22 protein-coding genes are annotated in these 22,213 nt (G+C 61.9%); 12 read left to right on the top strand and 10 right to left on the bottom strand.

Features of this window, described 5'->3' with window-relative positions; genetic code table 11:
• Positions 1-156 precede the first annotated feature (156 nt).
• The 4 genes from coxB (at position 157) to NTD85_RS25505 (ending at position 4,547) form a co-directional block, all read left to right on the top strand.
• Complete coding sequence (gene coxB, locus NTD85_RS25520; RefSeq protein WP_003220352.1) at positions 157-1,284, top strand: cytochrome c oxidase subunit II; 1,128 nt, start codon at positions 157-159, stop codon at positions 1,282-1,284.
• 82 nt (positions 1,285-1,366) lie between these two features.
• Entirely contained in the window at positions 1,367-2,953 is a 1,587-nt protein-coding gene (gene ctaD, locus NTD85_RS25515) for a cytochrome c oxidase subunit I (RefSeq protein WP_103483955.1), read from the top strand.
• Between the two features lie 129 nt (positions 2,954-3,082).
• Positions 3,083-3,634 (top strand): cytochrome c oxidase assembly protein, encoded by a 552-nt coding sequence (locus NTD85_RS25510; RefSeq protein WP_003220348.1) that lies wholly within the window; start codon positions 3,083-3,085, stop codon positions 3,632-3,634.
• A 25-nt stretch (positions 3,635-3,659) separates the two neighbouring features.
• On the top strand, positions 3,660-4,547 hold the full coding sequence (locus NTD85_RS25505; RefSeq protein WP_103483956.1) for a cytochrome c oxidase subunit 3: 888 nt from the start codon (positions 3,660-3,662) through the stop codon (positions 4,545-4,547).
• A gap of 7 nt (positions 4,548-4,554) precedes the next feature.
• On the opposite strand, the gene NTD85_RS25500 is transcribed toward NTD85_RS25505, so the two are convergent.
• Positions 4,555-4,758 carry a twin transmembrane helix small protein gene (locus NTD85_RS25500; RefSeq protein WP_003220344.1) on the bottom strand — a complete coding sequence of 68 codons (204 nt, stop codon included), beginning with the start codon at positions 4,756-4,758 and terminating at the stop codon, positions 4,555-4,557.
• A gap of 70 nt (positions 4,759-4,828) precedes the next feature.
• Between NTD85_RS25500 and NTD85_RS25495 the strand changes: the two genes are divergently transcribed.
• The 5 genes from NTD85_RS25495 to NTD85_RS25475 are packed head-to-tail and all read left to right on the top strand — an operon-like array spanning position 4,829 to position 8,737.
• Complete coding sequence (locus NTD85_RS25495) at positions 4,829-5,569, top strand: SURF1 family protein (RefSeq protein WP_262143507.1); 741 nt, start codon at positions 4,829-4,831, stop codon at positions 5,567-5,569.
• Positions 5,535-6,128: a hypothetical protein gene (locus tag NTD85_RS25490; RefSeq protein WP_262143506.1), complete on the top strand. Its 594-nt coding sequence runs from the start codon at positions 5,535-5,537 to the stop codon at positions 6,126-6,128. Before NTD85_RS25495 ends, NTD85_RS25490 begins: the two co-directional genes overlap by 35 nt.
• Positions 6,129-6,138: 10 nt before the next feature.
• Positions 6,139-7,218, top strand: a complete 1,080-nt coding sequence (locus tag NTD85_RS25485) for a COX15/CtaA family protein (RefSeq protein ID WP_103483958.1) — start codon at positions 6,139-6,141, stop codon at positions 7,216-7,218.
• Positions 7,206-8,105, top strand: a complete 900-nt coding sequence (gene cyoE, locus NTD85_RS25480; protein ID WP_262143505.1) for a heme o synthase — start codon at positions 7,206-7,208, stop codon at positions 8,103-8,105. Before NTD85_RS25485 ends, cyoE begins: the two co-directional genes overlap by 13 nt.
• Positions 8,102-8,737 (top strand): SCO family protein, encoded by a 636-nt coding sequence (locus NTD85_RS25475; protein ID WP_226500689.1) that lies wholly within the window; start codon positions 8,102-8,104, stop codon positions 8,735-8,737. Before cyoE ends, NTD85_RS25475 begins: the two co-directional genes overlap by 4 nt.
• Before the next feature lie 281 nt (positions 8,738-9,018).
• Here NTD85_RS25475 and NTD85_RS25470 read toward each other — a convergent pair whose 3' ends face one another.
• The 3 genes from NTD85_RS25470 to NTD85_RS25460 form a co-directional block, all read right to left on the bottom strand.
• Positions 9,019-9,789, bottom strand: coding sequence for a MetQ/NlpA family ABC transporter substrate-binding protein (locus NTD85_RS25470; protein ID WP_262143504.1), 771 nt, complete (start codon positions 9,787-9,789; stop codon positions 9,019-9,021).
• A gap of 77 nt (positions 9,790-9,866) precedes the next feature.
• A complete protein-coding gene (locus tag NTD85_RS25465; RefSeq protein WP_003220331.1) occupies positions 9,867-10,541 on the bottom strand; it encodes a methionine ABC transporter permease in 675 nt (224 codons plus the stop codon).
• Positions 10,541-11,548 carry a methionine ABC transporter ATP-binding protein gene (locus tag NTD85_RS25460; RefSeq protein ID WP_027610230.1) on the bottom strand — a complete coding sequence of 336 codons (1,008 nt, stop codon included), beginning with the start codon at positions 11,546-11,548 and terminating at the stop codon, positions 10,541-10,543. Before NTD85_RS25460 ends, NTD85_RS25465 begins: the two co-directional genes overlap by 1 nt.
• A 260-nt stretch (positions 11,549-11,808) precedes the next feature.
• On the opposite strand from NTD85_RS25460, the gene katE reads away from it, so the two are divergent.
• Positions 11,809-13,950 carry a catalase HPII gene (gene katE / locus NTD85_RS25455; protein ID WP_262143503.1) on the top strand — a complete coding sequence of 714 codons (2,142 nt, stop codon included), beginning with the start codon at positions 11,809-11,811 and terminating at the stop codon, positions 13,948-13,950.
• 95 nt (positions 13,951-14,045) lie between these two features.
• Here the strand turns inward: katE and NTD85_RS25450 are convergent, their stop codons facing one another.
• From NTD85_RS25450 to NTD85_RS25435, 4 genes are read right to left on the bottom strand one after another with little or no spacing between them, the layout of a single operon-like run.
• Positions 14,046-14,759, bottom strand: coding sequence for a PA5502 family lipoprotein (locus NTD85_RS25450; protein ID WP_003220324.1), 714 nt, complete (start codon positions 14,757-14,759; stop codon positions 14,046-14,048).
• A gap of 37 nt (positions 14,760-14,796) precedes the next feature.
• The gene (gene znuB, locus NTD85_RS25445) at positions 14,797-15,585 is read right to left on the bottom strand and encodes a zinc ABC transporter permease subunit ZnuB (RefSeq protein ID WP_003220321.1); all 789 of its coding nucleotides are present in this window, start codon (positions 15,583-15,585) and stop codon (positions 14,797-14,799) included.
• Positions 15,578-16,363 carry a zinc ABC transporter ATP-binding protein ZnuC gene (gene znuC, locus NTD85_RS25440; protein ID WP_103519941.1) on the bottom strand — a complete coding sequence of 262 codons (786 nt, stop codon included), beginning with the start codon at positions 16,361-16,363 and terminating at the stop codon, positions 15,578-15,580. The genes znuB and znuC overlap by 8 nt, the downstream gene beginning before the upstream one ends.
• Entirely contained in the window at positions 16,363-16,845 is a 483-nt protein-coding gene (locus NTD85_RS25435; protein WP_003220319.1) for a Fur family transcriptional regulator, read from the bottom strand. The genes znuC and NTD85_RS25435 overlap by 1 nt, the downstream gene beginning before the upstream one ends.
• A gap of 66 nt (positions 16,846-16,911) precedes the next feature.
• On the opposite strand from NTD85_RS25435, the gene NTD85_RS25430 reads away from it, so the two are divergent.
• Positions 16,912-17,832 (top strand): zinc ABC transporter substrate-binding protein ZnuA, encoded by a 921-nt coding sequence (locus NTD85_RS25430; RefSeq protein WP_103484039.1) that lies wholly within the window; start codon positions 16,912-16,914, stop codon positions 17,830-17,832.
• A 141-nt stretch (positions 17,833-17,973) separates the two neighbouring features.
• On the opposite strand, the gene NTD85_RS25425 is transcribed toward NTD85_RS25430, so the two are convergent.
• Both NTD85_RS25425 and NTD85_RS25420 read right to left on the bottom strand, forming a co-directional pair.
• Positions 17,974-18,927 carry a homoserine kinase gene (locus NTD85_RS25425; protein ID WP_262143502.1) on the bottom strand — a complete coding sequence of 318 codons (954 nt, stop codon included), beginning with the start codon at positions 18,925-18,927 and terminating at the stop codon, positions 17,974-17,976.
• Between the two features lie 61 nt (positions 18,928-18,988).
• Complete coding sequence (locus NTD85_RS25420) at positions 18,989-19,285, bottom strand: DUF2782 domain-containing protein (RefSeq protein WP_003220313.1); 297 nt, start codon at positions 19,283-19,285, stop codon at positions 18,989-18,991.
• Between the two features lie 74 nt (positions 19,286-19,359).
• Between NTD85_RS25420 and polA the strand changes: the two genes are divergently transcribed.
• Positions 19,360-22,164 (top strand): DNA polymerase I, encoded by a 2,805-nt coding sequence (polA, locus tag NTD85_RS25415; protein ID WP_262143501.1) that lies wholly within the window; start codon positions 19,360-19,362, stop codon positions 22,162-22,164.
• The last annotated feature ends 49 nt before the right edge of the window (positions 22,165-22,213 follow it).

Raw genomic sequence — 22,213 nt, 5'->3', positions numbered from 1 at the left:
GCCGCTGTCTATACTCGCCATTGAATGGAGTTAGCTGATGACGCCCGACTGCACCCGCAGCAAGGCCCGGCGATTCAAGTTCGTAGTCTGATGCAGCCGCTCCCTTGCCGCAGGCCGAAGCCGGCGGGATAACAAGAACGATAAGGGGAACCCGCAATGATGCGACATCCACACGTCTGGATGGGCCTCCTGTTGTGGTCGATTTTCAGCCCGGCCAATGCGGCCTGGACTGTGAATATGGCGCCTGGAGCGACTGAAATCAGTCACGCAGTATTCGACCTGCACATGACCATTTTCTGGATCTGTGTGGTGATCGGGATCATCGTCTTCGGCGCCATGTTCTGGTCGATGATCGTGCATCGCCGCTCTACCGGGCAGGTCGCCGCAAAATTCCACGAAAGTACCACCGTCGAGATTCTCTGGACCGTCGTGCCGTTCCTGATCCTGGTGGCGATGGCCGTGCCGGCGACCGCCACCCTGATCCGCATGTACGACACCAGTGAACCGGATATCGATATCCAGATCACCGGTTACCAGTGGAAGTGGCACTACAAATACCTCGGTCAGGATGTCGAGTTCTTCAGCAACCTGGCCACCCCCGCCGAACAGATCCACAACAAGGAAGCCAAGGGCGAGCACTACCTGCTCGAAGTCGACAAGCCGCTGGTGCTGCCGGTCGGCGCCAAGGTGCGCTTCCTCGTGACTTCCGCCGACGTGATCCACTCGTGGTGGGTGCCGGCCTTTGCGGTCAAGCGCGATGCGATCCCCGGGTTCGTCAACGAAGCCTGGACCCGCATCGACAAGCCCGGCATCTACCGCGGGCAGTGCGCCGAATTGTGCGGCAAGGATCACGGCTTCATGCCGATCGTGGTCGACGTCAAAGAGAAGCCCGATTACGACAAATGGCTGGCCGACCGCAAAGCCGAAGCCGCTCAGCTCAAAGAGCTGACCAGCAAGGAATGGACCCTCGACGAACTCAAGGAACGCGGCGACAAGATCTATCACACCACCTGCGTAGCCTGTCACCAGGCCGAGGGCCAGGGTCTGCCGCCGATGTTCCCGGCGCTCAAGGGCTCGCCGATTGCCACCGGGCCGAAAGCCGACCACCTGCACCGCGTGTACTTTGGCAAGCCCGGCACCGCCATGGCCGCGTTCGGCAAGCAATTGTCGGAAGTCGATATCGCAGCGGTCGTGACCTACGAACGTAACGCCTGGGGCAACAACAAGGGCGACATGGTCACGCCAAAAGAAGTGCTGGAGCTCAAACAGGCGGAAAGCAAATGAGCCGGTCTATCGCGTACTTCGTGAACCGGCCGGGGCAACGCGCCCCGGCCAGCCCCGTCCACTCACGTAAAGGAGACCGGCCATGAGCGCTGTAATCGATGACCACGGTCATGCCGACCACGCCCACGGCCCCGCCAAAGGCCTGATGCGCTGGGTGCTGACCACCAACCACAAGGACATCGGCACGCTGTACCTGTGGTTTGCGTTCTGCATGTTCCTGCTCGGCGGCTCGTTCGCCATGGTGATCCGCGCCGAGCTGTTCCAGCCCGGGCTGCAGATCGTCGAACCGGCGTTCTTCAACCAGATGACCACCATGCACGGCCTGGTGATGGTGTTCGGGGCGGTGATGCCGGCATTCGTCGGCCTCGCCAACTGGATGATCCCGTTGATGATCGGCGCGCCGGACATGGCCCTGCCACGGATGAACAACTTCAGCTTCTGGCTGCTGCCGGCGGCGTTTCTGCTGCTGGTCTCGACCCTGTTCATGCCCGGTGGCGGGCCGAACTTCGGCTGGACGTTCTACGCGCCGCTGTCCACCACCTACGCGCCGGAAAGCGTCACCTACTTCATCTTCGCCATCCACCTGATGGGGATCAGTTCGATCATGGGCGCGATCAACGTGATCGCCACCATCCTCAACCTGCGCGCCCCCGGCATGACCCTGATGAAAATGCCGCTGTTCGTCTGGACCTGGCTGATCACCGCGTTCCTGCTGATCGCGGTGATGCCGGTGCTGGCCGGTTGCGTGACGATGATGCTGATGGACATCCACTTCGGCACCAGTTTCTTCAGCGCCGCCGGTGGCGGTGACCCGGTGCTGTTCCAGCACGTGTTCTGGTTCTTCGGCCATCCCGAGGTGTACATCATGATCCTGCCGGCCTTCGGCGCCGTCAGCCAGATCATCCCGACCTTCTCGCGCAAGCCGCTGTTCGGCTACACCTCGATGGTCTATGCGACGGCGAGCATCGCGTTCCTGTCATTCATCGTCTGGGCGCACCACATGTTCGTGGTCGGCATCCCGCTGGTGGGCGAGTTGTTCTTCATGTACGCGACCATGCTCATCGCCGTGCCGACCGGGGTGAAAGTGTTCAACTGGGCCAGCACCATGTGGCAAGGCTCGCTGACCTTCGAGACACCGATGCTGTTCGCCGTGGCATTCGTGATCCTGTTCTCGATCGGCGGTTTCTCCGGGCTGATGCTGGCCATTGCTCCGGCGGACTTCCAGTATCAGGACACCTACTTCGTGGTCGCGCACTTCCACTATGTGCTGGTGCCGGGGGCGATCTTCGGGATCTTTGCCTCAGCCTATTACTGGCTGCCGAAATGGACCGGGCACATGTACGACGAAACCCTCGGAAAGCTGCACTTCTGGCTGTCGTTCGTCGGCATGAACCTGACTTTCTTCCCGATGCACTTCGTCGGGCTGGCGGGAATGCCGCGACGGATTCCGGACTACAACCTGCAGTTCGCCGACTTCAACATGGTCTCGTCGATCGGCGCATTCATGTTCGGAACCACGCAGATCTTCTTCCTGTTCATCGTGATCAAGACCATCCGTGGCGGCGAACCGGCACCTGCCAAACCGTGGGATGGCGCCGAAGGCCTGGAGTGGAGCGTGCCGTCACCGGCGCCGTATCACACCTTCACCACGCCACCGGAAGTGAAATGAAACGCCTTGCCTTTGTGGGAGGGGGCTTGCTCCCGAATGCGTCAGATCATTCCACTCATGTGTTGAATGATGAACTGCATTCGCGAGCAAGCCCGCTCCCACAGGGGATCTCGGCTGAGGCTGAAAATCATGGCTGACTCGATCTCGCTGAAAAAACTGGTCACCCGCCTGCTCGGCGTGGTGGTGGCAATGTTTGTCTTCGGTTTTGCCCTGGTGCCGATCTACGACGTGATGTGCAAGGCCTTCGGCATCAACGGCAAGACCGCCGGGCAGTACGAGGGTGAGCAGGTGGTGGATAACTCGCGGCAGGTGCGCGTGCAGTTTCTGTCGATGAACAACGCCGACATGCCGTGGGAGTTCTACCCCAAGGGTGAGGAACTGGTGACCCATCCCGGCGGCGTAAACGAGATGATCTTCGTCGCCCGCAACCCCACCGACAAACCGATGAGCGCCCAGGCCGTGCCGAGTATCGCACCCAGCGAAGCGGCGGCGTATTTCCACAAGACCGAATGCTTTTGCTTTACCCAGCAGGTGCTGCAGCCCGGTCAGCAGATCGAGATGCCGATGCGTTTCATCATTGACCGCGACATGCCCAAGGACGTGAAGCACCTGACGCTGTCCTACACGCTGTTCGATATCACCGCCCGTCATCCACCGGTGGCTGCAAACACTGGCGGTTAAGCGTGCCCGATAAGGAGAACAATAAATGGCAACTCATGAGCACTATTACGTTCCGGCACAGAGCAAATGGCCGATCGTCGCCACCATCGGCATGGTTACCACCGTGTACGGCCTGGCGACCTGGTTCAACGATCTGAAGGCAGCGCGCCCGGAATCCCACGGCCCATACATCTTTTTCGTCGGCGGGCTGCTGCTGGCGTACATGCTGTTCGGCTGGTTCGGGGCGGTGATCAAGGAAAGTCGCGCCGGGCTGTACAGCCCGCAGCTCGACCGCTCGTTCCGCTGGGGCATGAGTTGGTTCATCTTCTCCGAGGTGATGTTCTTCGTCGCCTTCTTCGGCGCACTGTTCTATGTGCGGCACATTTCCGGCCCGGCGCTGGGTGGCGAAGGCCCGAAAGGCATCGCGCACATGCTCTGGCCGAACTTCCAGTTCACCTGGCCGCTGCTGCACACCCCGGACCCGAAACTGTTCCCGCCGCCCAAGGAAGTCATCAGCCCGTGGGGCCTGCCGCTGATCAACACGATTCTGCTGGTCAGCTCCAGCGTGACCATCACCATCGCCCACCACGCCTTGAAAAAAGGCCATCGCGGTGCGCTGAAAATCTGGCTGGCGATCACCGTGCTGCTGGGCTGCGGCTTCCTCGCATTGCAGGCCGAGGAGTACATGCACGCCTATCACGAACTGGGTTTGACGCTGGGTTCGGGCATTTACGGCGCGACGTTCTTCATGCTCACCGGTTTCCACGGCGCCCACGTGACCATCGGCACGATCATTCTGTTCGTGATGCTGATGCGCATCATGAAGGGCCATTTCGATGCCGAGCATCAGTTCGGCTTCGAGGCGGCGAGCTGGTACTGGCACTTCGTCGATGTGGTGTGGATCGGCTTGTTCGTCTTCGTTTACGTACTCTGAGCGCTGATCACCAAGGCGCGTGCGACACCAGTTGGCCGCTGTAGAAGCCCCAGGCGATCAGGCCGACGGTGGCCGCGGCCAATGCCACCCGAACACTCAAGGCGATCACCAGGCGATTGGAACTGCTGTCGTCCTTGACCAGGAAAAACAGGCCGCTGAACAGGCTGATCACCGTGGCAATCAGCAGCAGGACGATGGCTGCTTTGAGCATGGGAAGACTCCGGGGGACAGGCGATGCAGTTGAGTATAGCGATCGCGACGACTGACTTTGTGGCACGGCCATGAAGCGCTTCCGGCCGGGCGTGATACCGACCGTGGTGGTGGCGTTGCTGTTGCCGCTGCTGGTGTCGCTGGGTTTCTGGCAACTGGGCCGGGGGGCGGAGAAAACCGCCCTGCTCGCCACTTACGCCGAGCGCCGCGCGGCTGATCCGATGGCCAGCAGCGAATTGCTGCACAGCGCCGACCCGGCCTTTCGCCGCGTGCATCTGTACGGCCAGTTCGATGGCGCCCACAGCCTGCTGCTCGACAACCGCCAGCGCAACGGCAAGGTCGGTATCGAGCTGCTGCAACCGTTTCAGGATCGGGCCACCGGCCAGTGGCTGCTGGTCAATCGCGGCTGGCTGCCATGGCCGGATCGCCGGGTGACGCCGCAATTTGCTACCCCCACCGACGCGGTCAACCTGGATGCCTGGGTCTACGTTGCCCCCGGCGCGACCTTCCAGTTGCACGCCGACCCGGCCAGCAGCAACTGGCCGCAAACGATCACCGCCGTCGAGCCTGCGAAGCTGTGGAAAACCCTCGAACGCGACGGCTTCGCCTACGAACTTCGTGCCGAACCCGGCCCCGCCAGCTATGAGGCCGACTGGCCGGTCGTCGCCATGGGCCCGGAAAAACACCTTGGATACGCCGTGCAGTGGTTCGCCATGGCCACCGCCCTGCTCGGCCTCTACCTCTACCTTGGATTGCACAACGCAAAGGAGAAACACCATGGGAACGGCCATGAATCCACCCAGCATGTCTGAGGCGAAAACTCCGGCCACCCGCCGCCGCGGGCGGATCCAGCTGCTGCTGATTCTGCTCGGCGTGGTCGGCCCGATGGTGCTGGCGACCGGCATGTACAAACTGCAGTTCTGGGTACCGGAAGGTCGCAGCTACCACGGCGAACTGATCGGCAACGGCCAGACCCGCGCCGACCTCGGCGTACAAGCCGATGAACAGCGCTGGCAGATGCTGGTGACCGCGCCGAAGGATTGCGCGGTGGACTGTCAGCAACTGGTGTACCTCGCCCGGCAGATCCAGATCGGCCTCGGTCGCGATGCCGGACGCGCCAGCCACGCCCTCGCCGCTGCACAGCCGCTGAGCGCCGACTACGAAGCCAAGCTGAGCCGCGAATATCCGCAGCTGCAACGCTACCCGCTGGACAGCGCAGCGTTGAGCAAGGCCACCGGCGACAAGGCCACACCGCAACTGTGGATCATCGACCCCCACGGCAACCTGGTGCTGCGCTACGACCCGAGTGTGAAGGGCAAGGATCTGCTCAACGACCTGCGCCATCTGCTGAAACTGTCCAACATCGGATAAGGGCATCGTCATGGCCAAACCTGGATTTCGCCTCGCGTTGTTTGCCACCCTGCTGGCACTGATCGTCGTGCTGCTCGGCGCCTACACCCGCCTGACCCACGCAGGCTTGGGCTGTCCGGACTGGCCGGGCTGTTACGGTTTTATCAGCGTGCCGAAAAGCGAAGCCCAACTGGCGCATGCCGAGCTGCATTACCCCGACTCGCCGGTGGTGGCGCACAAGGGCTGGAACGAGATGATCCACCGCTACTTCGCCGGCACTCTCGGCCTGCTGATTTCGATTCTGGCCGGGCGCGCCTGGGTCAATCGTCGTCATCCGGGGCAGCCGCTGAAGCTGCCACTGTTTCTGCTGGCGGTGGTGTTCGCCCAAGCGGCGTTCGGCATGTGGACGGTGACGCTCAAGCTCTGGCCGCAAGTGGTCACCGGACATCTGCTCGGCGGCTTTGCGACATTGAGTCTGTTGTTCCTGCTGACCTTGCGCCTGTCCGGCGTGCTACCGGCGCTGACCGTGCCCAAGCGCTTGCAGTATTGGGCGACGGCGGGGCTGTTGCTGGTGATCGGCCAGATTGCCCTCGGCGGCTGGGTCAGCTCCAACTACGCGGCGGTGGCCTGCATCGACTTCCCGACCTGCCACGGCCAGTGGCTGCCGCCAGCGGACTTTGCCAACGGCTTTCACCTGACCCAGCACATCGGCCCCAATTATCTCGGCGGCCAACTCGATAGCGATGCGCGCACGGCGATTCACCTGACCCACCGCATCGGCGCGTTGCTGGTAACGATCGTCCTGCTCGGTCTGGCCTGGCAACTGAAAGCCGTCGGCATGACCCGACTCGCCGGGCTGGTGCTGGTCGCCCTCGGCGCACAGATCACCCTCGGTATCAGCAACGTATTGTTCCATCTGCCGCTGCCGGTGGCCGTGGCCCACAACGCCGGTGGCGCAGCGCTGCTGCTGACCATGGTGCTGGTCAATTATCACGCGCGCACCAGTCTGGTTCGGGTCAAACAGCCGGTGCTCGCCCGCTGGCGCCTCAGCCCGCGTAAACACGTGGCGGCGCCCATCACCATTAAAGGAGAAACGCCATGGCGCTTCTGATCAGCGAACGTCCCGCCCAGGCGCTGTGGCGTGACTATCTGGAGCTGACCAAGCCGAAAGTGGTGGTGCTGATGCTGATCACCTCGCTGGTCGGCATGTTCCTCGCGACCCGCGCCGGGGTGCCGTGGACGGTGCTGGTGTTCGGCAATCTGGGGATTGCGTTGTGTGCCGGCGGCGCGGCGGCGGTCAATCATGTGGTGGATCGGCGTATCGACGCGGTAATGGCGCGCACCCACAAACGGCCATTGGCCGAGGGCCGGGTTTCACCCGGAGCGGCGCTGACCTTTGCGCTGGTGCTGGCGCTGCTCGGGCAGGCGATGCTGCTGACCTTCACCAATGCGCTGACCGCGTGGCTGACCCTCGCATCGTTACTCGGCTACGCGGTGATCTACACCGGTTTCCTCAAACGCGCGACGCCACAGAACATCGTCATCGGCGGTCTTGCCGGCGCCGCTCCTCCGCTGCTCGGCTGGACCGCCGCCACCGGCCATGTCAGCGCCGAACCGTTGCTGCTGGTGCTGATCATCTTCGCCTGGACCCCGCCGCACTTCTGGGCGCTGGCGATTCATCGTAAAGAGGAATACGCCAAGGCCGACATCCCGATGCTGCCGGTGACCCACGGCGAGCACTACACCAAGGTGCATATTCTGCTGTACACCTTCGCGCTGCTCGCGGTGAGCCTGCTGCCGTACGTGATCCACATGAGCGGCGTGCTCTACCTGATCTGCGCCCTCGCGCTGGGCGCAAGGTTTCTGCAATGGGCCGTGGTGCTGTACCGTGGCACTCGGCCGCACGCGGCGATCAACACCTTCAAGTACTCTATTTATTACTTGTTCCTGTTGTTCATCGCCCTGCTCGTAGACCACTACTTACTGTTGAACCTATGACTCGAACCCAGAAAACCGTCTTCATCCTCGTCGCCGTGATCGCGCTGATCCTGGGACTGACCGTCAACAAAGTGCTGAGTGGCAAGGGCCAGGGCGACCCCACCGCGCTGATCGACGCCGGCATCATCCTGCTACCGCAGAGCCGCACGTTGCCGGGCGTGACCATGACCAATCAGGACGGCCAGCCGGTCGCCATCGACGAGTTGAAAGGCAAGTGGAGCCTGCTGTTTTTCGGCTACACCTTCTGCCCGGACATCTGCCCGACCACCCTCGCCCAACTGCGCCAGATCAAGAGCGAGTTGCCCAAGGATGCTGTGGATAAACTGCAGATCGTGCTGGTCAGCGTCGACCCGAACCGCGACACCCCGCAGCAGTTGAAGCAGTACCTGGGTTACTTCGATCCACAGTTCGTGGGCCTGACGCCGAAGTCGATCGAAGAACTGCAGAAAGTCGCGAATGCGGTGAGTATTCCGTTCATTCCGGCGGACACCAGCAAGCCGAATTACACCGTGGATCACAGCGGCAACCTGGCGGTGATCGGGCCGGACGGCACGCAGCGCGGCTTTATTCGGGCGCCGCTGAACAACGCCAAACTGGTGGCGCAACTGCCAGTAATGCTCAACCGTAAATAGCCAAGATCAAAAGCCACCCCTCACCCTAACCCTCTCCCGGAGGGAGAGGGGACTGACCGAGGGATGCTGACGAAATACGCCGACCTGTAAGTCCTTTGCCGAATCCATAATCGACCCAATCTTTCAGGTCGATGTACAACGCAAGACACCTCGGTCGGCTCCCTCTCCCTCCGGGAGAGGGCTGGGGTGAGGGGCGAATACACAGCAGGTCCAAAACCGAACACTCGGCCACAAAAAAAGGGGACGCCATTGGCGTCCCCTTTTCATTGCAACTATCTGTATCAGAACGCCGGCAACACCGCGCCTTTGTACTTCTCGGTGATGAATTTCTTCACTTCCGGGCTGTGCAGCGCAGCAGCCAGTTTCTGCATCGCGGCGCTGTCCTTGTTGTCGGCACGGGACACCAGGATGTTGACGTACGGCGAGTCGTTGCCTTCGATCACCAGCGCGTCCATGGACGGATCGAGCTTGGCTTCCAGCGCGTAGTTGGTGTTGATCAGCGCCAGATCGACCTGGGTCAGCACGCGCGGGATGGTCGCGGCTTCCAGCTCACGGATTTTCAGGTCTTTCGGGTTCTGCGCGATGTCTTTCGGGGTCGACAGAATGTTGGTCGGATCCTTCAGGGTGATCAGGCCGGCCTTGGCCAGCAGCAACAGCGCACGGCCGCCGTTGGTGGCGTCGTTCGGGATCACCACGTTGGCGCCGCTTGGCAGGTCTTTCAGATCCTTGATCTTGCTCGAGTAGGCGCCCAGCGGCTCCAGGTGCACGCCGGTCACAGCCACCAGGTTGGTGCCCTTGGCCTTGTTGAACTCATCGAGGTACGGCTGGTGCTGGAAGAAGTTGGCGTCCAGGCGCTTCTCGGCAACCTGTACGTTCGGCTGGATGTAGTCGGTGAAGACCTTGACCTTCAGATCCACGCCTTCTTTGGCCAGGGCCGGCTTCACGAATTCGAGGATTTCCGCGTGCGGCACCGGAGTGGCGGCAACGGTCAGGGTTTCAGCGTGGGCCGAAAAAGCGGCTACGGCAGCGAAAGCAGCGATCAGTTTTTTCATTCAGCTAACTCCTTATAAGGCGCCCGTGTGGCGCCTGCCAGCGAATGGCCGGCTCATCTCTTGATTACAAAAACCGGTTATTTGCGCGAGAAATGCACGACCAGTCGGTCGCCGACCATTTGCAGCACTTGTACCAGAATCAACAGCAACACCACGGTAACGATCATCACGTCAGTCTGGAAACGCTGGTAACCGAAACGGATCGCCAGGTCACCCAGACCACCGGCGCCGACCACACCGGCCATCGCCGTGTAGGACACCAGAGTAATCGCGGTCACCGTAATCGCCGCGAAGATGCCTGGACGGGCTTCCGGCAGCAAGGCGTTCATGATGATTTGACGGGTAGTCGCGCCCATCGACTGGGTGGCTTCGATGATGCCGCGATCGACTTCACGCAGCGCGGTTTCCACCAGACGCGCGAAGAACGGCGTCGCACCCACCACCAGCGGTGGAATCGCACCGGCCACGCCCAGCGAAGTGCCGGTGATCAGCACGGTGAACGGGATCATCACGATCAGCAGAATGATGAACGGCAGCGAGCGCAGAATGTTCACCGCCAGCGACATGAAGGCGTAGAGGCCACGACTTTCCAGCAACTGACGTGGGCTGCAGAGGAACAGCAACACGCCCAACGGCAAGCCGAGCAACACGGTGAACAGCAGCGATCCGCCAAGCATCAGCATGGTGTCGCCGGTGGCCAGCCAGATTTCGTACCAGTCGATATTGGTGAAGAAACTCATCAGGGCTTCCATTAACGCAGCACCTCCATGTGAACGTCAGCGGCGGTGAAGCGGGCGAAAGCCGCTTCCATGTCGCCACCGGTGACGGCGAGGGTCAATTGCCCGTAAGGAATGTCTTTGATGCGGTCGATGCGACCGGCGAGGATGCTGTAGTCGACCCCGGTTTCCCGGGCAACGGTACCGAGCAACGGCGCGTAGGTTGCTTCGCCCTGGAAGGTCAGACGCACGATGCGACCCGGCACGTGAGCGAAGTCATCGCGCTGTTCACTTTCGTCGATCTGCTCGCTTTCCTGGACGAAACGCTTGGTGGTCGGGTGCTGCGGATGCAGGAACACATCGGCCACCGAGCCTTGCTCGACGATCACCCCGGCGTCCATCACTGCCACCTGATCGCAGACGCGACGGATCACGTCCATCTCGTGGGTGATCAGGACGATGGTCAGCTTCAGTTCGCGGTTGATCTCGGCCAGCAGTTGCAGGACCGACGCGGTGGTCTGCGGATCGAGGGCACTGGTGGCCTCGTCGCACAGCAGGATCTTCGGCTTGGTCGCCAGGGCGCGGGCGATGCCGACGCGCTGTTTCTGGCCGCCGGACAATTGTGCCGGGTACTTCTTGGCGTGATCGGACAGACCGACCCGTGCCAGCAACTCAGCGACACGCTGATTGATCTCGCTGCTCGACAGCTCGCCCGCCAGGGTCAGGGGCAGCGCGACGTTGTCGGCCACGGTCTTGGAGGCGAGCAGGTTGAAGTGCTGGAAGATCATCCCGACTTGCTGACGGAAGCGGCGCAGGCCGTTGGCGTCCAGCGCAGTGACTTCTTCGCCGTCGACGATGATCTTGCCGCCGCTGGAATCTTCCAGGCGATTGATCAGACGCAGCAGGGTACTTTTTCCCGCACCGGAATGGCCAATCAGGCCGAAGACCTGACCGTTTTCAATCGAAAGACTGGTCGGGTGCAGGGCGGGGATGTCCTTACCGGCGACGCGGTAAGTTTTGTGGACGTTTTGAAACTCGATCACGTAGCGAACCTTGTGGGGCGCGTTAGAAAAGGATCAGCGGTTAGCCGGGCGCGCATTTTAGCCTGTCCGTATAGAGGTTCTTAGCATTTATTTCGCAATTAACCTTCGATTTGGCAATAACAAGATCAAAGGTCATAAAAAAGGAACGCCCATTCCTGCTCATTGGTCACTAGTTAAGCGACTTGAAACCCTGGGTAACCGTGCCCGGAAACGCTCAAGAGTCCCCGTTGAAACGGGGTCAACCGAGGAGTTTACGTCTGATGAGCAGCAAGAAACCTACGACCGACAAAAGCCAACTGGCCGGAACCGATACCAAGGATCGCGCCAACACCAACGCCAAACTCGACAGTCTGGAGAAGTTTCGCTCCGACGCGACCGGCCAGGCCCTGTGCACCAATCAGGGAGTGAAGGTCGCCGATAACCAGAACACCCTCAAGGCCGGCCCGCGCGGGCCGTCGTTGCTGGAAGACTTCATCATGCGTGAAAAGATCACGCACTTTGACCACGAACGCATTCCGGAGCGCATCGTCCATGCGCGCGGGACTGGCGCGCATGGTTTCTTCCAGGCCTACGAGAACCATTCGACGCTGACCAAGGCCGGTTTCCTGCAAGACCCGGGGAAAAAGACCCCGGTGTTCGTGCGTTTTTCCACGGTGCAGGGGCCGCGCGGTTCCGGCGATACAGTGCGTGACGTACGCGGTTTCGCGGTGAAGTTCTTCACCGACGAGGGCAACTTCGATCTGGTCGGCAACAACATGCCGGTGTTTTTCATTCAGGACGCGATCAAGTTTCCCGACTTCGTCCACGCGGTAAAACCCGAACCGCACAATGAGATCCCGACCGGCGGCTCGGCCCACGATACGTTCTGGGACTTCGTTTCGCTGGTGCCGGAATCGGCGCACATGGTGATCTGGGCGATGTCCGACCGGGCGATCCCGAAAAGCCTGCGCAGCATGCAGGGCTTTGGCGTGCACACCTTCCGCCTGGTCAACGCCGAGGGCAAATCGCGCTTCGTCAAATTCCACTGGCGCCCGACCGCCGGCACCTGCTCGCTGGTGTGGGACGAGGCGCAGAAGCTCGCCGGTAAAGACACCGACTACCATCGTCGCGATCTCTGGGAAGCCATTGAAATGGGCGACTACCCGGAGTGGGAACTGGGCGTTCAGATCATCGAGGAAGAAAACGAGCACGACTTCGATTTCGACATCCTCGACCCGACCAAGCTGATCCCCGAAGAAATTGTGCCGATCACCCCGCTGGGCAAGATGACCCTGAACCGTAACCCGGACAATTTCTTTGCCGAGACCGAACAGGTTGCGTTCTGCCCGGGCCACATCGTGCCGGGGATCGATTTCTCCAACGATCCGCTGCTGCAAGGCCGGCTGTTTTCCTACACCGACACGCAAATCAGCCGACTCGGTGGGCCGAACTTTCATGAGCTGCCGATCAACCGCCCGGTCGCACCCTTCCACAACGGCCAGCGCGATGCCCAACACCGCACGGTGATCGACAAGGGGCGCGCGTCCTACGAGCCGAACTCGATCGACGGTGGCTGGCCTAAAGAGACCCCGCCAGCCGCGCAGGACGGTGGTTTCGAGACTTATCCGGAACGCATTGACGCCGCCAAGATCCGCCAGCGCAGCGAATCGTTCAGCGATCACTTCTCGCAGGCGCGACTGTTCTTCAACAGCATGAGTGACCATGAGAAGGAACACATCATTGCCGCCTACAGCTTCGAGCTGGGCAAGGTTGAGCGCGAGTTCATCCGTGCGCGGCAGGTGAATGAGATTCTCGCCAATATCGACCTGGAACTGGCCAAACGTGTCGCGGCCAACCTCGGGCTGCCGGCGCCAAGCAAAGGTACGGTCGAGGTGCGCAAGACTTCGTTCGATCATTCGCCAGCGCTGAGTCAGGCCAATCTGCTGCCAGAGAACATCAAAACCCGAAAAGTGGCGATTCTTGCGGCGAACGGTGTCGATGGTGCGGCAATTGCTGCCATGAAGAAGGCATTGGCAGCGGAAGGTGCCCACGCCAAGCTGCTCGGCCCGACTTCGGCACCGGTGAAGACGGCCGACGGCAAAGCCCTGCCGGTGGACGCTTCCATGGAAGGCATGCCTTCGGTGATCTTCGATGCGGTGTTCGTGCCCGGTGGCGCGGCGTCGATCAAGGCGTTGAGCGCTGACGGTGTGGCGTTGCACTACCTGCTGGAGGCGTACAAGCACCTGAAGGCGATTGCGCTGCACGGCGAGGCCAAGCAGTTGCAGGATCTGCTGAAGCTTGAGGCGGATGCGGGGTTGCTGCAGGGCAAGGATGTGCCGGGGTTGACCAAGCCGTTCTTCGCGGCGATCGGGCAGCATCGGGTTTGGGATCGCGAGCCTAAGGCCAAAGCCATTCCAGCTTAAGGAAACTGGCTGCCTGAGAGGACGCCTTCGCGAGCAAGCCCGCTCCCACAGGGTTCACGCTGGACCTGTGGGAGCGGGCTTGCTCGCGAAGCTTTTCAGGGTTTAGCTGGAATCAGAACCATCTGCGCCGGCACCGTGCGCAGAATCTGCTTCTCAATGCGCAACTCGAAGTCCGGATTCAGTTTCTTCACCCGCTTGCTCAGCAGAGTCGCCAGCCAAGGGTAATCCTGAGTGCGCGGTGCCTGAATGCTCACGGCACATTCGTAATTCACCACATCGGCGGCGATCGCGTCGAGTTGCCGGCGAAGTTTGCGGCTATCGTTGATGTTCAGCGCCACCGTGGTGCTTTCGGCAGTCGGATCGATGACCTTGGCTTTCGGTTTGGCTTCGGCTGCCAGCAGCGCCGCTTCGGCTTTCTCCAGCTCGGCTTTACGGGCTTCGGTGATCGCGCCGTTGACGCCACCGGTCAGCGCCGGGGCCTTGGGCATCAGGGCGCGGGCACGGCTCAGTGCGGTCGCTGCCGCGTTCACATCACCTTTCTGCAACACGATCTGACTGCGGCGCAGGTAGGCTTCGGCCAACTGGCGCTGGTATTGCTCGAGCGACTGATCGTTGGGGTTCTGTGCCTGCAAGGCGGCCAATTGGTCTTCGGCGGTGGCCAGTTCGCTGCTGGCCAGGCTTTGCTCCAGCTGTGCGATGGCCGTGGCCCGCGCGTCGGGGGCTTCGGCCACCGGCGGCGTGCTTTGGCAGGCGCCCAGCAGCACGGAAAATGCGACAAGGAGCAGATAACGGGAGGCGAACGGCTTCATTCCTGCGACTCTCTATTTGCGCAAAAAGCGAGCAAGTCTACACCCCTCGACGGGGCAGAACAAAACTCAGCAGAAACAGTGCGGCTGCCGTCACAACGATTGACGGCCCCGCCGGGGTGTCCTTGAACCATGACAGCGCCAGCCCGCCACACACGGCGAGCATGCCCAGCAGGCTCGCGCCCAGCGCCATCTGCTCCGGCGAACGGGCGTGACGTTGTGCCGCAGCCGCCGGGATGATCAACAGCGAAGTAATCAGCAACACACCGACGATTTTCATCGCCACCGCGATCACCACCGCGATCAACAGCATCAGCGCCATGCGCAGACCCGCCACCGGCAGGCCTTCGACCCTGGCCAATTCCTCATGCACGGTAATCGCCAGCAGCGGCCGCCACAGCGTCACCAGCAACACCAGCACTGCCGCGCTGCCACCGAGGATCCACGCCAGATCGGTCGGACTGATCGCCAGCAAGTCGCCGAACAGATAGGCCATCAGGTCGATCCGCACTTCATGCATGAAGCTTAGTACCACCAAGCCAAGAGAGAGCGTACTCGGCGCGAGAATCCCCAACAGCGTGTCCGACGCCAGCGGCTGACGCTGCTGCAACGTCACCAGCAGCACCGCCAGCAGCAGGCAGCCGACGGTCACCGCCACCGTCGGACTGACATCCAGCAGAAAGCCCAGGGCCACGCCAAGCAGCGCGGCGTGGGACAGGGTGTCGCCGAAATAGGCCATGCGCCGCCAGACCACGAACGAACCCAACGGCCCGGCAACCAGCGCCAGCGCCAGACCTGCAAGCAGGGCATACAACAGAAAATCAGCCATGCTTGCAGTGGTCTCCGTGAACGTGGGTGTGGCCCGCAGCGGGCGCCTTGACCACCGAACCGTGCAGGTCGTGGGCGTGGTCGTGATGGTGGTGATAGATCGCCAGGCTCGGTGCGTTCTTGCCGAACAGCTCGACGAACGCCGGATCGCCGCTGACCTGCTCGGGGTGCCCGGAACAGCAGACGTGTCGGTTGAGGCAGACCACCTGATCGGTGGTGCTCATCACCAGATGCAAATCGTGCGAGACCATCAGCACCCCGCAACCATGCCGGTCGCGCAGGCGAGTGATCAGGCTGTACAGCTCGGCCTGGCCGGCGACATCCACGCCCTGCACCGGCTCGTCGAGCACCAACAACTCCGGCTCGCGCAACAGCGCCCGGGCCAGCAGCACGCGCTGCATTTCGCCGCCGGAAACGGTCTGCACCGGGCTGTCGATAACGTGCTCGGCGCCGACTTCCCTCAGCGCAGCCAGCGCACGCGGGCGATCAACACCCGGCACCAGACGCAGGAAACGCAGCACCGACAGCGGCAAGGTCGGGTCGACGTGAAGTTTTTGCGGCATGTAGCCGACGCGCAGTTTCGGCTTGCGCCAGACACTGCCGCTGTCAGGCTTCAGCAGGCCAAGCACGGCGCGCACCAGTGTGGTCTTGCCGGCGCCGTTGGGGCCGATCAGGGTGACGATCTGCCCCGGTTCGACGCTCAGCTCGATGTTGTCCAGCACGGTCTGCCCGGCAAACGTGACGGCGACGTGCTCCAGACGGATCAACGGGTTGCTCATCAGGCCCCCTGGCAACCGGAGCACAGGCCGACCACTTCGACGGTCTGTGCTTCGACGATGAAACCGACATCCTTGGCGCTATTGATGATCGCGTCGCTGATAGCTTTCTGTTCCAGCTCAATGGCGGCGTGGCAGTCGCGGCAGATCAGGAACTGGCCCTGATGTGCATGTTCCGGATGCACGCAACCGACAAAGGCGTTGAGCGAAGAAATGCGGTGCACCAAGCCATTTTCCAAGAGGAAATCCAGCGCACGGTACACGGTCGGCGGCGCCGCGCGGCGGCCGTCCTGCTCGCTGAGCACCGCCAGAATGTCGTAGGCGCCCAGCGGCTTGTGGCTCTGCCACACCAGCTCCAGCACCCGCCGGCGCAACGCAGTCAGGCGCAGGCCTTTCTGGGCGCACAAGGTATCGGCCTCGGTCAGTGCGCTGTGCACGCAATGAGAGTGGTCGTGAGGACGGCTGGCAATCGGTGTAATAGGCATGGGCGGCGACGAGTTTTGATAGAGACGTTATTATGTTACCCGTTCTCGCCTCCTTGAGTGGTCATCGTGTCCCGACTTTTTTCTGTTTTTGTGGCGTTTATCGCCAGTTTTCTGCTGATCGGTTCGGCTCAGGCCGAGGTCAAGGTCCTCACCAGCATCAAACCGCTGCAGCTGATTGCCGCGGCCGTGCAGGACGGCGTGGCGATTCCCGAAGTGCTGCTGCCGCCGGGCGCTTCGCCGCATAACTACGCGCTGCGCCCGTCCGACGTGCGCAAGGTGCAATCGGTGGATCTGCTGTACTGGATCGGCCCGGACATGGAAGGTTTCCTGCCACGGGTGCTCAACGGTCGTACGCTGCCAAGCGTGGCCGTGCAGGATCTGCCGGGCATGAAGCTGCGCCGCTTCGCCGAAGACAGCCACTCCCACGCCGAAGACGCCGACGAGCATGATCACGATCATCGCCCAGGCACACTGGACGCGCATTTGTGGCTATCGCCGGTCAACGCGCGGGTCATTGCCGAGAAAATGGCTGCCGACCTCAGCGCAGCCGATCCGGCCAACGCCGAACGCTATCAGAGCAACGCCAAGGCTTTCGATGAGCGCCTCGACGCACTGGATGCACGCTTGAAGAAGCGCATGGCCGATGTCGAGGGCAAACCGTACTTCGTGTTCCACGAAGCGTTCGATTACTTCGAAGACGCTTACGGCCTGAAGCACACTGGCGTGTTCAGCGTGGCCGCCGAAGTCCAGCCGGGCGCGCAGCATGTCGCCGCGATGCGCAAGCGCCTGCAGGAAGTGGGCAAGACCTGTGTGTTCAGTGAACCGCCGCTGCGTCCGCGCCTGGCGGAAACCCTGGTGGCAGGCCTGCCGGTGAAGCTGGCGGAGCTGGATGCACTGGGCGGCTATACGCCGGCGACAGCTCAGGGGTACGAGCAGGTGCTGGAGAAGCTGGGCAACGATTTGGCCGGGTGCCTGGAATCGTTGTAATCCCCAACTTCTGCTCGCGAAAGCGGTGGGGCATTCAACATAGATGCTGAATTTGCCGGCCCATTCGCGAGCAAGCCCGCTCCCACATGGACATTTGTCGTTCGCAAATCCAATGTGGGAGCGGGCTTGCTCGCGAAGCTTTTAAAGGGCGAAAGGTAGCGGTGTATGCACCTGCTGCCGCTGCGCCAAACGCTGCTCGAACTCCTGCGGATCGTGAATCAGCACGTCCTGCCCGGCAAACTGCTCGGCGGCGATCAACCGCGACAACCAGAACCGCACACACGCCACGCGCAGCATGGTCGGCCATAGCTCCGCTTCAGCGGCCGTGAACGGACGCAGCGCCGCATAGGCACCGAGGAATGCGCGGGCACGCGGCCCGTCAATCAGGCCTTCCTCGTCCGAACACCAGTCATTCAAGGCAATCGCCACGTCGTAGAGCATCGGCCCCGAGCAGGCGTTGTAGAAGTCGATCAACCCGGTCAGGCGCGTGCCTTCGAACATCGCGTTGTCGCGGAACAGGTCGGCGTGGATGTTGGCCCGTGGCAGCGCGAGAATTTTGTCTTTCTGCAGGGTGATTTCTTCCAGTGCCTTGTGCAGCAACGCACGCGGCTCGTCACTCAGGTGCGAAAGAAACTCGGTGCCCTCCTCCAGCATCCAGTCCAGGCCACGGTCGGTCTTGCGTTTGATCATGCGCTCGCCCTGGGTCGCCAGGTGCAGATGCGCCTGCAACTCGCCGACCTGCGCGCAATGCTGGGCGTTGGCGACCTTGATGTGCTTGCCGGACAGGCGCGGCTGCAGCAGCGCCGGTTTGCCCTTGAGCTCACGCAGCGCCACGCCGTCAGTGGTGCGCAGCGCGTAGGGCACCGGCAGATCAGCCTCGTGCAGGACGTCGAGCAGGTCGATGAAGAACGGCATTTCCTGCACCGGGCCGCGTTCGACCAGGGTCAGGACGAATTCACCCTGCTCCAGGCTGATAAAGAAATTGGTGTTTTCGCTGCCGGCGGCGATCCCCTGGAAATCAAGCAGACGGCCGAGCCCGTAAGGGGCGAGAAAGGTTTCCAGCTCGGGCCGAGCCAGGGGGGTGAACACAGACATGGTTAAAAACTGCTCAGTTCGGGCGCCGCGATCAAGCGGCGCCGATTAAAAGTCGGGAATCTTACTTCCAGGTAAAGATTTCCCACGACGGAATCAGCATATCCGGCTGGTCGGAACGGATGTAGTTCGCGTCCGAACCATCGGCGCGCACCAGGAAATACGGTTTACCGCCCTTCGGCGTGACCTTGATCGCATACACGAAGCCACTGCGGCTGTATTCCTGAATGACCTTGTCGCCTTCGGTGTGCGTGTTAATGGTAACTTCCGGCTCCTTTGACGGCGCATCATCCGCCGCGATCGCGGCCAGCGGTGAGACAGCAATCAAACTGACCAGCAGCAAGCGATTTAACGTACGCATGATAACCTTGTCCCTTTGTCGTCAACGGTCCCGCTATTCTAGCGCCGGGCCCGCCGAAAAGGTTGATTCTGCTCATGAGCCAAGCCCCCCTCGTCCTGGTGGACGGTTCGTCTTACCTGTACCGCGCGTTCCATGCACTGCCACCACTGACCACCTCCAAAGGCCTGCCGACCGGCGCGGTCAAAGGTGTACTGAACATGCTCAAGAGTCTGCGCAAGCAGTACCCGGACAGCCCGTTCGCCGTGGTCTTCGACGCCAAGGGCGGGACGTTTCGCGATGAGATGTACGCCGAATACAAGGCCAACCGCCCGAGCATGCCCGACGACATGCGCGTGCAGATCGAGCCGCTGCACCAGAGCGTGATCGCCCTCGGCTTCCCGCTGCTGTGCGTGGAAGGCGTCGAGGCTGACGACGTGATCGGCACCCTGGCCCGCAGCAGCGCGGCGGCGGATCGTCCGGTGATCATCTCCACCGGCGACAAGGACATGGCGCAACTGGTCGACGGTCACATTACCTTGGTCAACACCATGTCCGGTAGCTCGATGGACGTGGAGGGCGTGAAGGAGAAATTCGGCGTCGCTCCCGAGCAGATCATCGATTATCTGGCGCTGATGGGCGATTCTTCCGACAACATCCCGGGCGTACCGGGCATCGGCCCGAAGACCGCTTCCGGCCTGCTGGTCGGGGTCAACGGTGGCCTCACCGAGCTTTACGCGAATCTCGACATTGTGCCGACCCTGCCGATCCGTGGGGCCAAGACCCTGCCGGCCAAGCTCGAAGAGCACAAGGAGATGGCCTTCCTCTCCTACCAACTGGCGACCATCAAGGTCGATGTGCCGCTGGACATCGGCCTCGACGACCTGCAAATGGGCGCGGAAGACCCGGCCAAGCTCTACGAGCTCTACACCCTGCTGGAATTCAAGAGCTGGCTGAATGATCTGGATCGCGACGCCAAGCGCCAGGAACTGAACGCGGCCGCCGAGCCTGCGCCGGCTGGCGATCTGTTCAGCGCGCCGGCAATCGAAGCGCCAGCCGCCCCTGCCGAAGCCGCCTACGGAACCATTCTCGATCAGGCGCGTTTCGACGTCTGGCTGGAGAAACTGAACAACGCCAAGCTGTTCGCCTTCGACACCGAAACCACCGGCATCGACGCGCAACAGGCGCAACTGGTCGGCCTGTCGTTCGCGGTGCAGGCCAACGAAGCGGCGTACATTCCGCTGACCCACTCCTACATCGGCGTGCCGGAGCAGCTGGATCGCGACACTGTGCTGCGCGCGCTGAAGCCGATTCTGGAAGACCCGAACAAACTCAAGGTCGGTCAGCACGCCAAGTTCGACATGAACATCCTGGCCAACTGCGCCATCGGCGGCGATCAGAGCCAAGGCATCAACGTGCGCGGGATCGCCTTCGATACCATGCTTGAGTCCTACGTGCTCAACTCCACCGCGACCCGCCACGACATGGACAGCCTCGCGCAGAAGTACCTGGATCACACCACCGTGAGCTTCCAGGACATCGCCGGCAAAGGCGCCAAGCAGCTGACCTTCGACCAGATCGCCCTGGAACAGGCCGGCCCGTACGCCGCCGAAGACGCCGACATCACCTTGCGCCTGCACCAGACCCTGTTTGAAAAACTCAGCGCAATCCCGAGTCTGGCCAGTGTGCTGACCGACATCGAAATCCCGCTGGTGCCGGTGCTGGCGCGCATCGAGCGGCAGGGCGCGTTCGTCGATGCCGAACTGCTCGGCATCCAGAGCATCGAGCTGGGCAACAAGATGGTCGCGCTGGAGCGCGAAGCATTCGAGATCGCCGGGGAAGAATTCAACCTCGGCTCGCCGAAGCAGTTGGGCGTGATCCTCTACGAAAAGCTCGGCCTGCCGGTGCTGAAGAAAACCGCCAAGGGCCAGCCATCGACCGCTGAGGAAGTGCTGGCCAAGCTCGCCGAGGACGATCACCGTCTGCCGAAAGTGCTGATGGAACACCGTTCCATGAGCAAACTGAAAAGCACCTACACCGATCGCCTGCCGGAGCAGATCAACCCGCGCACCGGGCGTATCCACACCTCGTACCACCAGGCTGTGGCTTCTACCGGGCGCCTCTCCTCCAGCGATCCGAACCTGCAGAACATTCCGGTGCGTACCGCTGAAGGCCGGCGTATCCGTCAGGCATTCGTTGCGCCAAAGGGCTACAAACTGCTGGCGGCGGACTATTCGCAGATCGAACTGCGGATCATGGCCCACCTGTCCAAAGACGAAGGCCTGATGAACGCCTTCCGCAACAACCTGGACGTGCACACCGCGACCGCCGCTGAAGTGTTCAAGGTTGAGCTGAACGAAGTGACCTCCGACCAGCGCCGTGGCGCCAAGGCGATCAACTTCGGCCTGATCTACGGCATGGGCGCGCAGAAGCTCGGCAAGGACATCGGCGTCGACACCAAGACCGCCAAGGCCTACATCGACACCTACTTCGCCCGCTACCCGGGTGTGCGCGAATACATGGAGCGCACCCGCAAGCAGGCCGCTGATCAGGGCTATGTCGAGACCTTCTTCGGTCGTCGCCTGTACCTGCCGGAGATCAACTCGAACAAGCCACAGGAACGCGCTGCCGCCGAGCGCACGGCGATCAACGCGCCGATGCAGGGCACCGCCGCCGACATCATCAAGAAAGCCATGGTGGCGGTGGATAACTGGCTGACGGCTTCGGGGCTGGACGCCAAAGTCATCCTGCAGGTGCACGATGAACTGGTGCTGGAGGTTCGCGAGGATCTGGTCGATCAGGTCAGCCAGGAAATCCGCCTGCACATGAGCGAAGCGGCGAAGCTGGACGTGCCGTTGCTGGTGGAAGTCGGCGTCGGCAACAACTGGGATGAAGCGCACTAAGGCATCTGGCCCGGGGGGGGGGGGGGGGGGGCCCCCCCCCCCCCCCCCC

It is taken from the genome of Pseudomonas sp. 13B_3.2_Bac1 (assembly GCF_025466205.1).
Lineage (GTDB): Bacteria > Pseudomonadota > Gammaproteobacteria > Pseudomonadales > Pseudomonadaceae > Aquipseudomonas > Aquipseudomonas fluorescens_H.
This window is presented reverse-complemented; position numbering and strand designations above follow the sequence as displayed.

What these genes read in the sequence shown, in the direction of transcription:
- polA (WP_262143501.1), top strand. Translation starts at nt 19,360, where the DNA reads ATGAGCCAAGCCCCCCTCGTCCTGGTGGACGGTTCGTCTTACCTGTAC.
- cyoE (WP_262143505.1), top strand. Translation starts at nt 7,206, where the DNA reads ATGGCGCTTCTGATCAGCGAACGTCCCGCCCAGGCGCTGTGGCGTGAC.
- NTD85_RS25490 (WP_262143506.1), top strand. Translation starts at nt 5,535, where the DNA reads ATGGGAACGGCCATGAATCCACCCAGCATGTCTGAGGCGAAAACTCCG.
- katE (WP_262143503.1), top strand. Translation starts at nt 11,809, where the DNA reads ATGAGCAGCAAGAAACCTACGACCGACAAAAGCCAACTGGCCGGAACC.
- NTD85_RS25475 (WP_226500689.1), top strand. Translation starts at nt 8,102, where the DNA reads ATGACTCGAACCCAGAAAACCGTCTTCATCCTCGTCGCCGTGATCGCG.
- coxB (WP_003220352.1), top strand. Translation starts at nt 157, where the DNA reads ATGATGCGACATCCACACGTCTGGATGGGCCTCCTGTTGTGGTCGATT.
- NTD85_RS25470 (WP_262143504.1), bottom strand. Translation starts at nt 9,789, where the DNA reads ATGAAAAAACTGATCGCTGCTTTCGCTGCCGTAGCCGCTTTTTCGGCC.
- NTD85_RS25510 (WP_003220348.1), top strand. Translation starts at nt 3,083, where the DNA reads ATGGCTGACTCGATCTCGCTGAAAAAACTGGTCACCCGCCTGCTCGGC.
- znuB (WP_003220321.1), bottom strand. Translation starts at nt 15,585, where the DNA reads ATGGCTGATTTTCTGTTGTATGCCCTGCTTGCAGGTCTGGCGCTGGCG.
- NTD85_RS25425 (WP_262143502.1), bottom strand. Translation starts at nt 18,927, where the DNA reads ATGTCTGTGTTCACCCCCCTGGCTCGGCCCGAGCTGGAAACCTTTCTC.
- NTD85_RS25435 (WP_003220319.1), bottom strand. Translation starts at nt 16,845, where the DNA reads ATGCCTATTACACCGATTGCCAGCCGTCCTCACGACCACTCTCATTGC.
- ctaD (WP_103483955.1), top strand. Translation starts at nt 1,367, where the DNA reads ATGAGCGCTGTAATCGATGACCACGGTCATGCCGACCACGCCCACGGC.
- NTD85_RS25485 (WP_103483958.1), top strand. Translation starts at nt 6,139, where the DNA reads ATGGCCAAACCTGGATTTCGCCTCGCGTTGTTTGCCACCCTGCTGGCA.
- znuC (WP_103519941.1), bottom strand. Translation starts at nt 16,363, where the DNA reads ATGAGCAACCCGTTGATCCGTCTGGAGCACGTCGCCGTCACGTTTGCC.
- NTD85_RS25465 (WP_003220331.1), bottom strand. Translation starts at nt 10,541, where the DNA reads ATGGAAGCCCTGATGAGTTTCTTCACCAATATCGACTGGTACGAAATC.
- NTD85_RS25495 (WP_262143507.1), top strand. Translation starts at nt 4,829, where the DNA reads ATGAAGCGCTTCCGGCCGGGCGTGATACCGACCGTGGTGGTGGCGTTG.
- NTD85_RS25505 (WP_103483956.1), top strand. Translation starts at nt 3,660, where the DNA reads ATGGCAACTCATGAGCACTATTACGTTCCGGCACAGAGCAAATGGCCG.
- NTD85_RS25420 (WP_003220313.1), bottom strand. Translation starts at nt 19,285, where the DNA reads ATGCGTACGTTAAATCGCTTGCTGCTGGTCAGTTTGATTGCTGTCTCA.
- NTD85_RS25500 (WP_003220344.1), bottom strand. Translation starts at nt 4,758, where the DNA reads ATGCTCAAAGCAGCCATCGTCCTGCTGCTGATTGCCACGGTGATCAGC.
- NTD85_RS25450 (WP_003220324.1), bottom strand. Translation starts at nt 14,759, where the DNA reads ATGAAGCCGTTCGCCTCCCGTTATCTGCTCCTTGTCGCATTTTCCGTG.